Annotated in this window: 11 protein-coding genes; 6 read left to right on the top strand and 5 right to left on the bottom strand. The window is 51.1% G+C overall.

Annotation, left to right across the window (positions count from 1 at the left end):
- Positions 1–1,389: a Re/Si-specific NAD(P)(+) transhydrogenase subunit beta gene (gene pntB / locus SC127_RS21895; RefSeq protein ID WP_215846765.1), complete on the top strand. Its 1,389-nt coding sequence runs from the start codon at positions 1–3 to the stop codon at positions 1,387–1,389.
- A gap of 60 nt (positions 1,390–1,449) precedes the next feature.
- On the opposite strand, the gene uspE is transcribed toward pntB, so the two are convergent.
- Together uspE and SC127_RS21885 are read right to left on the bottom strand one after the other, a co-directional pair.
- The gene (gene uspE / locus SC127_RS21890) at positions 1,450–2,406 is read right to left on the bottom strand and encodes a universal stress protein UspE (protein WP_215846766.1); all 957 of its coding nucleotides are present in this window, start codon (positions 2,404–2,406) and stop codon (positions 1,450–1,452) included.
- Between the two features lie 118 nt (positions 2,407–2,524).
- The gene (locus SC127_RS21885; protein ID WP_215846767.1) at positions 2,525–3,277 is read right to left on the bottom strand and encodes an FNR family transcription factor; all 753 of its coding nucleotides are present in this window, start codon (positions 3,275–3,277) and stop codon (positions 2,525–2,527) included.
- Positions 3,278–3,590: 313 nt separating this feature from the next.
- Here SC127_RS21885 and smrA point away from each other — a divergent pair, with 313 nt between their 5' ends.
- Complete coding sequence (smrA, locus tag SC127_RS21880; RefSeq protein WP_243077883.1) at positions 3,591–4,157, top strand: DNA endonuclease SmrA; 567 nt, start codon at positions 3,591–3,593, stop codon at positions 4,155–4,157.
- Here smrA and SC127_RS21875 read toward each other — a convergent pair.
- Positions 4,154–5,074: a LysR substrate-binding domain-containing protein gene (locus tag SC127_RS21875; protein WP_243077884.1), complete on the bottom strand. Its 921-nt coding sequence runs from the start codon at positions 5,072–5,074 to the stop codon at positions 4,154–4,156. The genes smrA and SC127_RS21875 overlap by 4 nt on opposite strands.
- A gap of 328 nt (positions 5,075–5,402) precedes the next feature.
- Between SC127_RS21875 and SC127_RS21870 the strand changes: the two genes are divergently transcribed.
- On the top strand, positions 5,403–6,737 hold the full coding sequence (locus SC127_RS21870) for an MFS transporter (RefSeq protein ID WP_243077885.1): 1,335 nt from the start codon (positions 5,403–5,405) through the stop codon (positions 6,735–6,737).
- Positions 6,738–6,804: 67 nt separating this feature from the next.
- Positions 6,805–8,145 (top strand): 2-oxoadipate dioxygenase/decarboxylase HglS, encoded by a 1,341-nt coding sequence (hglS, locus tag SC127_RS21865; RefSeq protein WP_243077886.1) that lies wholly within the window; start codon positions 6,805–6,807, stop codon positions 8,143–8,145.
- 41 nt (positions 8,146–8,186) lie between these two features.
- On the opposite strand, the gene SC127_RS21860 is transcribed toward hglS, so the two are convergent.
- Positions 8,187–8,621 carry a DoxX family protein gene (locus SC127_RS21860; protein ID WP_243077887.1) on the bottom strand — a complete coding sequence of 145 codons (435 nt, stop codon included), beginning with the start codon at positions 8,619–8,621 and terminating at the stop codon, positions 8,187–8,189.
- Positions 8,622–8,812: 191 nt separating this feature from the next.
- Between SC127_RS21860 and SC127_RS21855 the strand changes: the two genes are divergently transcribed.
- Together SC127_RS21855 and SC127_RS21850 are read left to right on the top strand one after the other, a co-directional pair.
- Positions 8,813–10,333 carry a carboxylesterase/lipase family protein gene (locus SC127_RS21855; protein WP_243077888.1) on the top strand — a complete coding sequence of 507 codons (1,521 nt, stop codon included), beginning with the start codon at positions 8,813–8,815 and terminating at the stop codon, positions 10,331–10,333.
- 214 nt (positions 10,334–10,547) lie between these two features.
- On the top strand, positions 10,548–12,209 hold the full coding sequence (locus SC127_RS21850; protein ID WP_332628126.1) for a methyl-accepting chemotaxis protein: 1,662 nt from the start codon (positions 10,548–10,550) through the stop codon (positions 12,207–12,209).
- On the opposite strand, the gene SC127_RS21845 is transcribed toward SC127_RS21850, so the two are convergent.
- Positions 12,158–13,048: a LysR substrate-binding domain-containing protein gene (locus SC127_RS21845; protein WP_332628124.1), complete on the bottom strand. Its 891-nt coding sequence runs from the start codon at positions 13,046–13,048 to the stop codon at positions 12,158–12,160. The genes SC127_RS21850 and SC127_RS21845 overlap by 52 nt on opposite strands.
- Positions 13,049–13,171 lie beyond the last annotated feature (123 nt).

The raw sequence follows: 13,171 nt of genomic DNA, 5'->3' as shown, positions 1-13,171 counted from the left end.
ATGTCTGGCGGATTAGTGACTGCAGCATACATTGTTGCCGCAATTTTGTTTATTTGTAGTCTGGCTGGCCTCTCAAAACATGAGACGTCCAAGCGGGGCAATACCTTTGGTATCAGTGGCATGGCAATTGCGCTGATCGCCACCATTTTTGGCCCAGACAGTGGCAACGTGGTCTGGATTCTGTTGGCGATGGTGATTGGCGGTGCAATTGGTATTCGTCTGGCGAAAAAAGTTGAAATGACCGAAATGCCAGAGCTGGTGGCTATCCTGCACAGCTTTGTGGGTTTGGCGGCGGTATTGGTTGGTATCAACAGCTATATCGATCATGCCCCCGGTTTGCCGAATGTGATGGAGAATATCCATCTGACCGAAGTGTTTATCGGTATCTTTATTGGTGCAGTGACCTTCACCGGTTCTCTGGTGGCGTTTGGCAAACTCTGTGGCAAAATTTCGTCGCGTCCATTGATGCTGCCACATCGGCACAAGCTGAACTTGCTGGCGTTGGTGGTTTCATTCCTGCTGTTGCTGTGGTTCGTTAATACCGACAGCTCAGGCGCGCAGGTGTTTGCACTGTTTGTCATGACTGTCATTGCATTGGCGTTTGGCTGGCATCTGGTGGCCTCCATCGGCGGTGCAGACATGCCGGTCGTGGTTTCGATGCTGAACTCCTATTCAGGTTGGGCGGCGGCGGCGGCAGGTTTTATGCTGAGCAATGATTTGCTGATCGTTACCGGCGCGCTGGTTGGCTCTTCGGGTGCCATCCTCTCGTACATTATGTGTAAGGCGATGAACCGATCGTTCATCAGCGTTATTGCTGGTGGATTCGGTACTGATGTCAGCGTAGCAGGCGAGAGTGACGAAGCGGGTGAACACCGTGAAATCACGGCTGAAGAAACGGCAGAAATGTTAAAAGCCTCCACGTCGGTCATCATCACACCCGGCTACGGTATGGCAGTGGCGCAGGCGCAATATCCAGTAGCTGAAATCACTGACAAATTGCGCGCGCGGGGTATCAAAGTTCGCTTTGGTATTCATCCGGTCGCAGGACGTTTGCCTGGTCACATGAACGTGTTGCTGGCCGAAGCCAAAGTACCTTATGACGTGGTGTTGGAAATGGATGAGATCAACGATGACTTTAGCGATACCGACACGGTGCTGGTGATTGGTGCTAACGACACTGTAAACCCGGCAGCACTGGAAGATCCGCGCAGTCCAATCGCGGGTATGCCAGTGCTTGAAGTGTGGAAAGCGCAAAATGTTATCGTCTTCAAACGTTCAATGAATACCGGCTACGCTGGAGTGCAGAACCCGCTGTTCTTCAAAGACAACACACACATGTTGTTTGGCGATGCAAAAGCCAGCGTTGAAGGCATTTTAAAAGCGTTGTAATCATTAGGTATGCCATAAAAAAGGCGGCTCTATGAGCCGCCTTTTTTGGTTGAGAAGAGATTAATCTTCCTCATCTTCCTCATCGTCTAAATCAATCGGTGAAGTGAAGTCATCTGGCTTTATTGCCAGCAAATCACAACGAAGATGATCAATGACTTGTTCGGCAGTATTACCGAGGAATGCGGCGGACAATCCAGTGCGCCCAATAGTGCCTAACACCACGATACCTGCGCTGAGATGACCGGCTAAATCAGGAATCACTTCTTCCGGCAAACCTTTCGCGACGTGTGTGAACTCTTCACCAATTGAGAACTTCTGGCGTAACGCTTTCATTGCCACTAAATGCTGGCCGCGAATGGCGTCGTTATAGACGCCGGGATCGAAATCAGGCAGTTCAATGGCGATATTAATGGGTGTGATGGGATACGCGCCAACCAAATGGACTTCGGTATGATTCACCATATCGGCAAGCAGTTTTGTTTCGCGGATCAGCTTTTGATTCAATCCATCATGATGCGGCTCTTCGCTGGCGAGATTGACCGCGACAATCGCTTTACCGCCTTCCGGCCAAGGCTGATCTTTTACCATCCAGACTGCGCAGGGACATTTACGCAGCAAATGCCAGTCGGTGGGGGTGAAAATCACGGATTCGAGACGATCGTGCTGATGCGCCATCTTCAGGACTAAATCATGTTTCTGGCTTAGCACTTCCTGAATAATGGCTTCATAAGGGCGATTATGCCAAATAACCTTTATTTCAATCTCTATACCCGCGTCCAGATACGCTTGCGCCTGCTCACGAATCCATTCAGTTCGTTGGCTGATAACGCCCTGACGCATTGATGAGCGCTCATCTGGCGACAGCAGCGTGGTCATCTCATAAGAGAAATCATAGATAGGCAAAAAGGCTTTGATTTTGCCGCCAATGAGTTGGTTGAGATAAACCGCACGACGCAGCGCTGGCTGATCGTCCTGCTGAGCATCAATGGCAACCAGAATATTTTGGTAGCGTGACATAAGGGCATTCTCCATACACCAAAGCAATTGGATTAAAGATAGCCTATGTTTATGACGGGAAGAAGGGAAAAAGTTGTTGCCGGATCAATAAAATAACATTTATCGACCCGGCAATTATCTATGCAGCCTGGTGACTCTGGCCGGCTAATTCAGCCAGTAAAGCGTGGTTTTCAATAGTGATGTATTTTCCTTTAACCGCCAGCATTCCGCTTTTTTGGAAGCGTCCCAGCAAGCGGCTAATCGTTTCTACCGTCAAACCAAGGTAATTACCGATATCTCCGCGCGTCATGGTGAGGCGAAATTCGCGCTGTGAGAAACCCCGTTGACCAAAACGGCGAGAAAGGTTCCAAATAAAGGCGGCTAAACGCTCTTCCGCATTCTTTTTGGAGAGCAGTAAAATCATGTCTTGATCGCCTTTGATCTCACCACTCATCAAACGCATCATTTGCTGACGCAGAGCCGGCATTTTGCCAGAGAGATCGTCCAGCGTTTCGAAAGGAATTTCGCATACCATTGCCGTTTCTAACGCCTGAGCAAAACTTGGATGGTTGTTGCCCATAATGGCGTCGAAACCCACTAAGTCGCCAGCAAGATGGAAACCGGTGATCTGTTCGTCGCCCTGTTCGGTGATGGTGTAACTTTTAATGGTGCCGGAGCGAATAGCATAGAGCGATTTTAAATCATCGCCGGCTTTGAAGAGAGTTTGACCTTTCTGTATCGGTTTTTTACGCTCAATAATGTTGTCGAGCTGATCTAGCTCATGTTCGTTTAGCGTAAAAGGGATACATAACTGACTGATGCTGCAATCCTGGCAGTGAATAGCACAACCGCCTGACTGAATACGACGAATGCTGCGTTTTTCAGGGATCATAATGGTTAGCTCTACGATAATTGACTGCGGTCAATTTTAACATTTTTCAGCCCGAAGGGAACTCATCCGAGCAGTATTATCCTCACCAAGTGTAAGGATGGATTTTCCAGGCGGGAAGGGCGGCATGACGGGCCTTGGCGGTATTAAAATGTGTCATGTGTCACGAAATGTTGCCGCTTTATTGATCTCACGCACACATTTTCTTTTGATATTCTTAAGTAAAAAACAGCTTTAGCGCAGGTATTCCGCTTTTTGCTACTCTCTCTGACGGGGTCTATATTGCGACCCATCATTATATTAGGTGTGAAAAACCATGAACCTTGATGAAGACAATATTTTTCGAGATGCCATCGGTGATGTCACTCCACTGAAAGATACAGCCAACACCTTGTGGTTAAAATCCCCTTCAACCAAAGCTCCGCGCCCAACTCAGGCAGAAGCGGAGCAGGATAACTTCCTGACACGCGGCTTTCTCGATATTGTGCCGCTGGATACCTTGCTGGAATACAAAGCTGACGGTATTCAGCAAGGCGTGTTAGATAAACTCCGTAAAGGGGAATATCCACTTGATGCCAGCCTGAATCTGCTGCGACAGCCGGTTGAAACCTGTCGTCAGGCAGTGTTTAGCTTCATCCAGCAGGCGAGAAAAGAGGGGCTACGCAATGTGCTCATCATCCATGGCAAAGGTCGTGACAACGAATCTCATGCAAACATCGTACGCAGTTATCTTGCGCGCTGGCTAAAACAATTTGATGAGGTTCAAACCTTTTGCGTGGCGCAAGCCCAGCATGGTGGCAGCGGGGCGCTCTATGTCGGCATGCGCAAAACCGACAAAGCGCGCCTGGATAACTGGGAAAAGCACGCCAAACGCAGCCGCTAACTGTGAAATTTGCGAATCGTTGACATCAGTACTTCTGTACTCAAACTCAACGTATTGCCGGTGCGGGTGATGATTCCCACCGGCTCGCCCGCACCAGAAGAATTAATCGGCAATGCACATACGGCGTTATGCGTGAGATCCTCTTTAATGGCGCCAGAAGGGACGAACCAAATATAGTCGTAACGCAGCGCAAGCTGCCGGGCAAGCGACGTTGAGGAGGTCTCAACACAATTAGGCGGCAATACGCAGCCTTGTTCATCAAGCATCTGCTGCGCAATCCGGCGTGGCGCCGTTCCTTCCGGTGAAATCACGACCGGCCATTGCATCGCACGGGATAATGTGACGTTGTCACATAAAAGGGGGTGCTCAGGACGAACAACCAGCTTAAGTGATTCCAGAAACAGCAGCTCATAAGTTAAACCTGCCATCATTTCGCTATCAGCCATTCGGCCAATACCAATGTCAAATTCGCCCGCTCTCAGTCCCGCTAATAAGACATTATTGTGCAGGGTTGCGACCTGTACCGTGGTATGCGGTTGCAGTTGATGAAAACGATCCAGAATTTGCGGCAACATACCCATCGCCGCTGTGGTTAGTGCGCCTAAGCGAATGATGATAGGGCGGTCAGTGAGCGGTTCATTAAAGCTTTGACCCGCATGGTTTAGCGCATCCAACACTTTTACGGCGTGTGTCAAAAACTGTTCGCCCATGGTAGTCAGCTGTGCGCCTAGTCGACCCCGCTCAAAAAGCCGAACGCCCGTTAACTCTTCCAGTTCATTCAATGTTTTCGACAGGGCAGGCTGGCTCAGGCTCAGCGTTTCTGCCGCTCTGCCTAAAGTGCCTTGCTGCGCGACGGCAACAAAAGTATGTAAGTGGCGCAGTCGTATGCGCTGATTAAAGATGATGTTTTTGTCCATTGTTCAAACTTAATGACAAACTCAAGAGGCTGGCAACCCTAAAAAATGGATTCTGTTAACTTTGCTGCAAAATAACATTAACAAATGAATTCTTAAATCGGAATACAGCAATAAGCTGCTGAATTTGATAAGAACATGCGACAAATATATTCGAGTAAGGATGCATGTTAGCCATATTACAATCAATCACTTACCAATAAAAAGGTTGAATAATTCTCAATATCATATAAAAATCGGGCGTTTTATTGTTAACGATCGGCTATCATTAGCGCCGTTTTTTTTACCAAAACTGATGTCTAATCCTGATCGCGAAGTGAGGAGTATTTCAGTGACCAGCGTCGAGGCGGTGGATGTTCGCCAGTTAATAAACCAACGTGCTTTAAGCCGTTGGCAGAAACGGTTAATCGCATTGTGTTTCATTGTGGTTGCCCTCGATGGCATGGACATCGCAATTATGGGATTTATCGCGCCAACGCTTAAAGCTGCGTGGGGCGTGACCAATCATCAGTTAGGCGTGGTCATTAGCGCAGCCTTAATAGGATTGGCTATCGGTGCAATGGTTGCCGGTCCGCTGGCCGATCGCTATGGGCGTCGAATGATGATTATCCTGAGCGTATTCTTTTTTGGCCTCTGGACGTTAGCGACCGCGCTATCGCAAAACATCGAGCAGATGATGTTGTTCCGCTTCCTGACGGGGCTTGGATTAGGGGCTGCAATGCCCAATGTCGGCACGTTAGTGGCTGAATACGCACCAGAACGCCGCCGCGCTTTTATCATCACCGTGGTGTTTTGTGGATTTACCTTTGGTGCTGCCAGCGGAGGCTTTGCTGCTTCGTGGTTGCTGCCTCGCTACGACTGGCATTCCGTTTTGTTGCTGGGCGGGATTCTACCGTTGATCGTGCTGCCGTTTTTGCTGCGCGGCCTGCCTGAATCTGTACGCTTCCTGATCAGTCGACGCGCGCCTGCAGCGCGGATACATGCCATTTTGGAGCGTATGCTGCCTGGCACCACACGCCCAGACACCGATTTTCATGCGGTAGAAGCCGTTCCACAGCATAGCGGTGCCATCAGTACGGTTGTTTCTCCGCGCTACCTGTTTGGCAGCCTGATGCTGTGGGGCGGCTATTTTATGGGCTTGTTCCTGGTGTATCTGATTGGCAGTTGGTTGCCGTCGTTGGTCAATACTTTGGGGATGTCGGTTACGGAAGCCGCGATCATTACCGCCATGTATCAAGCTGGCGGCACACTGGGTTCGCTGTTCGCAGGTTGGTTAATGGATCGCTTTAACGCCAACCTGGCCTTAGCGGGCATCTATTTCTGCGGGGGTATTGCAATTGTAGCGCTGGGTTTCTCACCGGCACAGGTCGGTATTATGAGCGGCATCGCCTTTTGCAGCGGCTTCTGCTTCAACGGCGCAAATACGGGAATGAATGCACTTTCTGCCAGCTATTATCCCACGCATGCGCGTGCTACCGGCTCCAGCTGGATGCACGGCGTTGGGCGCATTGGTGCCATTCTTAGCGCTTTTATCGGCGCAGAAATGCTGTCGCTGGGCTGGTCATTTAATTCCATTTTCCTGCTACTGGCTATTCCCGCTGTCATCACAACCCTGATGTTGATCTTAAAAAATCGCTACGGCTTTAAGCCGATCACAAATTCGTGATTTTTTCCGCTGGCATCAGCGCGTTGCATTAAAGTAGCTGCAACGTTCTCGGTGTCAGGTGGATAAAATGGACAACTTTCAAAGTGCGGACGCAATTCGCACACGCTTCTCTAAAGCTATGTCGGCCCTTTATCAGCAAGAAGTTCCGCAATACGGGACGCTGATGCAGCTGGTTATGACCGTCAACGAACGCACATTAGAAGCCAATGTTGGCCTAAAAAATCGTCTTTCTGCGTCAGATGAACTCAGCCGACTTAGCGTTGAACGTCACGGCGCTATTCGTGTCGGCACCGCTGACGAACTCTCCATGCTGCGACAGATGTTTGCCATAATGGGGATGTTTCCCGTTGGCTACTACGATCTTTCTCAAGCGGGCGTGCCGGTGCATTCCACCGCGTTTCGGCCCATCAGTGACACAGCTTTACGCCGCAATCCTTTTCGTGTTTTCACTTCACTGCTTCGCCTTGAATTAATCGACGATGAGCTGCTGCGCAGAAAGGCCGCAGAAATCCTTGCCGCGCGGGATATCTTTACGCCGCGTTGCCGCCAACTGATTAAACAACACCAGCAGCAAGGCGGATTGCACGCAGACGATGCGGCCATGTTTGTTGATGAAGCGCTGGAAACCTTCCGCTGGCATTCTCATAGCAGCGTTGACAGCGCCACCTATCAGGCTTTGAATCAGCAGCATCGACTGATCGCTGATGTTGTCTGCTTTCCGGGCTGCCACATCAATCACTTGACCCCGCGCACGCTGGATATTGATCGCGTGCAGGAGATGATGCCGTCACGCGGCATTGAACCCAAAACGTTGATAGAAGGTCCGCCGCGCCGTCAGGTGCCTATTTTACTGCGTCAAACCAGTTTTAAAGCGCTGGAAGAGCCGATAACCTTCAAAGATGGACATCATGGCACGCACACGGCACGCTTTGGCGAAATTGAACAGCGCGGCATAGCACTCACGCCTAAAGGGCGAGCGCTCTATGATCAACTGCTGAATAACGCGGGCAGCGGCAGCGATAATCAGCAGCATCAGCAGCATTTAGCGAGTGTGTTTGGTGCTTTTCCTGATGATGAAATTACGCTCCGCCAGCAGCAGCTCGCGTGGTTTGATTATCGTCTTAGCGAGAAAGGGTTGGCATCGCCGCCGCGCCAGCATGATGCGTTAGAAACGCTGATTGCAGAGGGCCGTGTTATCGCCGATCCCATTACGTATGAGGATTTTTTACCTGTCAGCGCTGCGGGGATTTTTCAGTCCAATTTAGGCGACAAGTCGCAGGCCAGATCGGCAGGCAAGGCCAGTCGTTCCAGCTTCGAACAGGCGTTAGGCAGTGAAGTCATCGATGAAATGCAGCTGTATGCAGATCGACAGCAGCGTTCATTACAGCGCTGCGGTTTAGAACAGTAAAAAAGAAAAGGGCGACATTGCTGTCGCCCCTTCATTTCTTATTATTGCAGGCGCGTATCGCGCACCAGCGTATATTTTCCCGCACCCATCAACATTATCACCAGCGCACCTAAAAAATAGAGCGCTTCGGTTTCCAACGACCATGCACCGACATCAGAGCGATGCCATACATCGCCGCTCTTCACCAGCAACGTCGCCACCAGCATATTGATTGCAATGATGAAGGCAGCGGGACGGGTAAATAAGCCAATGATGATCATGATGGGGGCAATTATTTCCCCGATGTAAGCACCGTAAGCGATGAAATCCGGTAGACCCTTTTGCGTAAGAAGGCGCGCAATCCAGCCGACGCCGTGAATAACTTTGAACTGGCCATGAAAAAGCAGCAAGCCACCAAATGTTATTCGTAACAACAGTTTACCCATTTCGGGATGATCGGCCATTCGCACAAACAGTTGGTTGATGCCACTGAACATGCGTCACGCTCCTCTACCGGATTGAATAAACAAATCTAAAGAAAAAATCGTTTACTGCATATTCAATAGTTTTGATTATCTTGTTCAGACCTTTCAACCAACCTTCGGCATATTCTGCAAATGTGTCTCAGACATAGACAATGTCTTAAGCCCTGCAAATAATGGAAAGATGCTTTAACAGGGAATCAGTGATGAAAAATGAAACAGGTCTGAGGATCATGACTGCGGAAGGCGAGTTACGAGGGAGCATGGATGATGATCTCTTTGTCTTCAAAGGTATACCTTATGCAGCCGCGCCAGAAGGCCCGCTTCGCTGGCGATCGCCGCAGCCGGTAAAGCCGTGGCAAGAGGCGCGCGATGCCACCATGTTTGGTGCTGCCAGTTGGCAGAACCGTGAATATTGCCTGGCCGTAGGCGGTGGCGATCCAGGAAATTTCAGTGAAGATTGTCTCTATCTTAATGTCTGGACACCGGACATTGAGCCGGTAAAACCGTTACCGGTCATGGTCTGGCTGCACGGTGGCGGTTACACCATCGGCGCGGGCGGTTTAGCCCCCTATAACGGTAAACCGTTAGCATCACGTGGCGCGGTGGTGGTTACGGTAAATTATCGTTTAGGCCATTTGGGATTTTTTGCCCATCCGGCGCTGGATAAAGAGTACCCCGCCAACGGCGTAGTGAATAACTTTGGTCTGCTTGACCAAATCGCTGCACTGCAATGGGTACAGCGCAATATTCCTGCTTTTGGTGGCGACCGCCGCAACGTCACACTTTTTGGTGAGTCATCGGGCGCGCGCAGTGTTCTGTCACTCTGCTGTTCTCCTTTAGCCGAAGGACTCTTTCATAAAGGAATTGTGCAAAGTGCTTACAGCTTGCCGGACACGCCGCGCAAAAAAGCGTTGCAGCAAGGCGTCAGCGTGGCAAAACACTTTGGCCTGACGGAAAATGCCAGCGCCGAACAGCTGCGTGATCTTCCCGCAGATGCGTTCTGGTCTCTGGAACAGCCACTGATGATTGGCCCGGTTCCCATAGCCGGAGATGCTGTATTACCTAAGCCGATGCTGGAAACCTTTTTCGCCGCCCGGCAACATCGGATTCCGCTTATCGCTGGCAGTAACAGCGATGAAGCCAGCGTGCTAGAATTTTTTGGTGTGGATGCCACAGCCGTATTGCATCAGCTGCGTGATAAAAATCGGATGCGCTATCGCCTGCTCAAATGGCTGTATGACATTCATGACGACCAGCGTTTGGGCCGAGCCGTTGCGCGCGATATGGCATTTAGCGTGGTGCCTTGGCTGGTGATGCGGGCTCAGCATAATATTGGTATGCCTGGCTGGCGTTACTGGTTTGATTATGTCTCCGAAAACGCCCGCGATCTTTATCCTCACGGCACCTGGCACGGTAATGAAGTGCCTTATGTGATGAATACCTTGGCTCAGATGCCGACCGCCAATGATAATCGCGCCTATACCGCGAAGGACAAGGCTTTTTCTGACCGGGTGTGTGCCTACTGGTTTGCATTTGCCCGCGATGCCAGCGAATTCAAACACCAGCTTGAGGGGGAAGTTCCCTGGCCAGTCTGGCATCCGGGTGAGGACGTTACGTTATCGCTGGGCGATGAGCGCGAAGATCGTATTGTGCTGAAGCGTAATTTTATGAAGGCGCGTATGCGGCTGTTTCGCCTGATGATGACGCACATGGTCAAACTTTAATAAGCTTGCTAATCATCAAGTGGCGTGAATGAAATCCGGTTCATCATTCCAGGCTAACTTGATGATTATTGGTTGTGTTACCCACGTCACTAAAGAATAACGCAACAATAAATTAGCCAATAAAACCGTTACATCTTCCCCATTCCCTGCCGATAAATTCTCTATGCCCGCTTAAGCTGGGCCAACGTCGGTTATCACCGTAAAGGATTTAGGTATGGGAATTCTCAGAAACTTCAGCATTCGTGCTGTCATGCTTACCGTTCTCGGGCTGTTTTGTCTGCTCTGGAGCGCTGTCGGTCTGTTCAGCATTCACGCATTGGGCTCACTCAGTGAAGGCAACGACGTCGATCGCCATTTGGTTGAGCAGATGACTGTCTTAAGCAAAGGAAACGATCAATATTTTCGCGTGGTTACACGTTTGTCACGTGTAATGGAAGCCAAAGCGGCGGGCACCACGCTTGCGGATACCGCCTATGCGCCTGCACAACAGGCGCTTGAAAGCATGGCGCAGCAGCTGGTGCGTTTTAAGCAATTAGCCCCGGGTCCAATGCGTGCTGAAGTCGTGGACGGCGTGATCAGCAACTGGCAAAAACTGCTGGACGAAGGTGTGGCCTTACAGCTGCAACGCGCCCAGCAAGGATCGTTGGAGGAATATCGTCAGCAGGCCAATAACGTTACGCCTGCGTTGAGCCGCGCGTTTGGTGCCAGCGCGGAGCAGTTTAATCAGGCTGCCGCCGTTAAGCTTGATGAAACGCGCGTTGCAGTTGATGGCCTGACCGCCGTGACAAAAGTGATCATCATGGTGGCGGTGATTACAGGATTGGTGATTTTACTGTTCACCGATCGCTATCTGGTGGCGATGTTGGTGAAACCGCTGGACCGTGTGCGTGAGCATTTTGCCGTCATCGCCAAAGGCGATTTGAGCCAGCCGGTACAGGAATTTGGTCGCAACTGCGTCGGCAAATTAGTGCCGCTGTTGAGCGCAATGCAGGACAGCCTGCGCGAAGCTGTCAGTGCTATTCGCAGCGGTACCGAAAATATTTCACGCGGTGCGGCAGAAATTTCAGCGGGTAATAACGATCTCTCTTCACGTACCGAAGAGCAGGCGGCCGCGCTGGAACAGACCGCTGCCAGCATGGAGCAGTTAACGGCGACGGTGAAATTCAATGCCGACAATGCACGTCAGGCCAGCTCGCTAGCAGAAACGGCGTCAACCACTGCGCAACGCGGCGGAAGTTTGGTCAGCGAAGTGGTCAATACTATGCAGGGCATTTCTGGCAGCTCGAAAAAGATTGCTGAGATTACCAGCGTCATTAACGGTATCGCATTCCAGACCAATATTCTGGCCCTGAACGCAGCGGTTGAAGCGGCGCGAGCGGGTGAGCAAGGTCGTGGTTTTGCCGTGGTCGCCAGCGAAGTGCGCAACCTGGCGCAGCGCAGTGCTGGCGCAGCAAAAGAGATTGCGACGCTCATTGAGGATTCCGTTCAGCGCGTTGAAAAGGGCGCGGAATTGGTTGGTACCACGGGTATCACCATGAACAACATTCTCAAATCAGTACAGGATGTGGATGCGATCATGAAGCAAATCGCAGCCGCTTCTGAAGAGCAGAGCAAAGGCATTTCCCAGGTTGGCACCGCAGTAACAGAAATGGACAGCGTGACGCAGCAGAACGCCTCACTGGTGGAGGAAGTCTCAGCCGCCGCTAGCGCACTGGCGCTGCAAACCGAAGCGCTGCAAGCCTCGGTTGCCAAATTCCGCCTTTCCAATGCTCATCACGAGGTGCGTCCGGTAACAAAAAGCGCGCCACCAAAAGCACCGTCTCTTCAACCGTTGACTAAACCTGCCGTCGATAACGGCGAATGGGTGACTTTCTGAGACTGACACAACCACGCCACCAAATCCGCCAGGAAAGGTGGCGCTTCAGCCGACGGTCGCTGTAATAAACTGTAGGCTGCACCGGTTTTCACACCGCCAGCGAAAGGCGCAACCAGTCTGCCGCTGGCGATATCGTTTTCGACCAGATTGATATCCGCCATTGTAATGCCAAACCCCTGAATGGCGGCGCTAATGGCCAGATCCATGGTGGCAAAGTGCTGATTACGTTTCATGGTGAGCGCGACCTGCTGCGCATCCAGCCATAATTGCCAGTCACGGGTATCGTTGGTGGGGTGCAAAAATGTCATGCCCGCTACATCCTCAACCCTGGCAGGTAGCGGCAATCCTGTCGCCATCACGGGCGTTACCGACTCCTCAAATAACAGCATGGCTTCGGGCTGCGGCTTGCCGTAGACAATCGCAGCATCGAAATTATCCAGTTGCGACACATGATCAAGCGTGGTGGTTAAGGCGACATGCAACTCGGGCCGTGCTTTTTCTAATGAAACCAGCCGGGGAACCAACCAACGCATGGCGCAGGTGGGCGCTTTAAGGCGAATGCTGATGTGGGTGCGGCTGGCCTTTTCCGTCGCACTCAACATCAATTCAAATCCCTGGCGCAGCTCTGGTAACAGCGCCGCGCCTTGCGGCGTCAGACGTAAGCCACGTGCATGGCGATCAAATAACGCAAAGCCAAGCCAGCTTTCCAGCGCGGCGATTTTGCGGCTAACCGCGCCTTGTGTGATGCACAATTCACTGGCAGCGTGAGTCAGATTCTCATGACGTGCTGTCACCAGAAACGCGTGAATAGCATTAAGCGGAAGGGATGAGCGTGTCACGTTAACCTCGAGCTATGCATTATTGTCATGGCTATTATGACAACAATTCGCTTGTCGACTCAAGCCATACTCAGTTGAATAGAAATCTACTTGCCGTCGCTTTTTATGCATTCAACCGGAGTA

The organism is Pantoea sp. T14 (assembly GCF_036663535.1).
GTDB lineage: Bacteria > Pseudomonadota > Gammaproteobacteria > Enterobacterales > Enterobacteriaceae > Pantoea > Pantoea phytostimulans.
This window is presented reverse-complemented; position numbering and strand designations above follow the sequence as displayed.

Excerpts from the sequence above, each read along its gene's own strand:
- SC127_RS21875 (WP_243077884.1), bottom strand. The coding sequence starts at position 5,074 with ATGGACAAAAACATCATCTTTAATCAGCGCATACGACTGCGCCACTTA.
- SC127_RS21860 (WP_243077887.1), bottom strand. The coding sequence starts at position 8,621 with ATGTTCAGTGGCATCAACCAACTGTTTGTGCGAATGGCCGATCATCCC.
- SC127_RS21850 (WP_332628126.1), top strand. The coding sequence starts at position 10,548 with ATGGGAATTCTCAGAAACTTCAGCATTCGTGCTGTCATGCTTACCGTT.
- SC127_RS21855 (WP_243077888.1), top strand. The coding sequence starts at position 8,813 with ATGAAAAATGAAACAGGTCTGAGGATCATGACTGCGGAAGGCGAGTTA.
- hglS (WP_243077886.1), top strand. The coding sequence starts at position 6,805 with ATGGACAACTTTCAAAGTGCGGACGCAATTCGCACACGCTTCTCTAAA.
- pntB (WP_215846765.1), top strand. The coding sequence starts at position 1 with ATGTCTGGCGGATTAGTGACTGCAGCATACATTGTTGCCGCAATTTTG.
- SC127_RS21885 (WP_215846767.1), bottom strand. The coding sequence starts at position 3,277 with ATGATCCCTGAAAAACGCAGCATTCGTCGTATTCAGTCAGGCGGTTGT.
- smrA (WP_243077883.1), top strand. The coding sequence starts at position 3,591 with ATGAACCTTGATGAAGACAATATTTTTCGAGATGCCATCGGTGATGTC.
- uspE (WP_215846766.1), bottom strand. The coding sequence starts at position 2,406 with ATGTCACGCTACCAAAATATTCTGGTTGCCATTGATGCTCAGCAGGAC.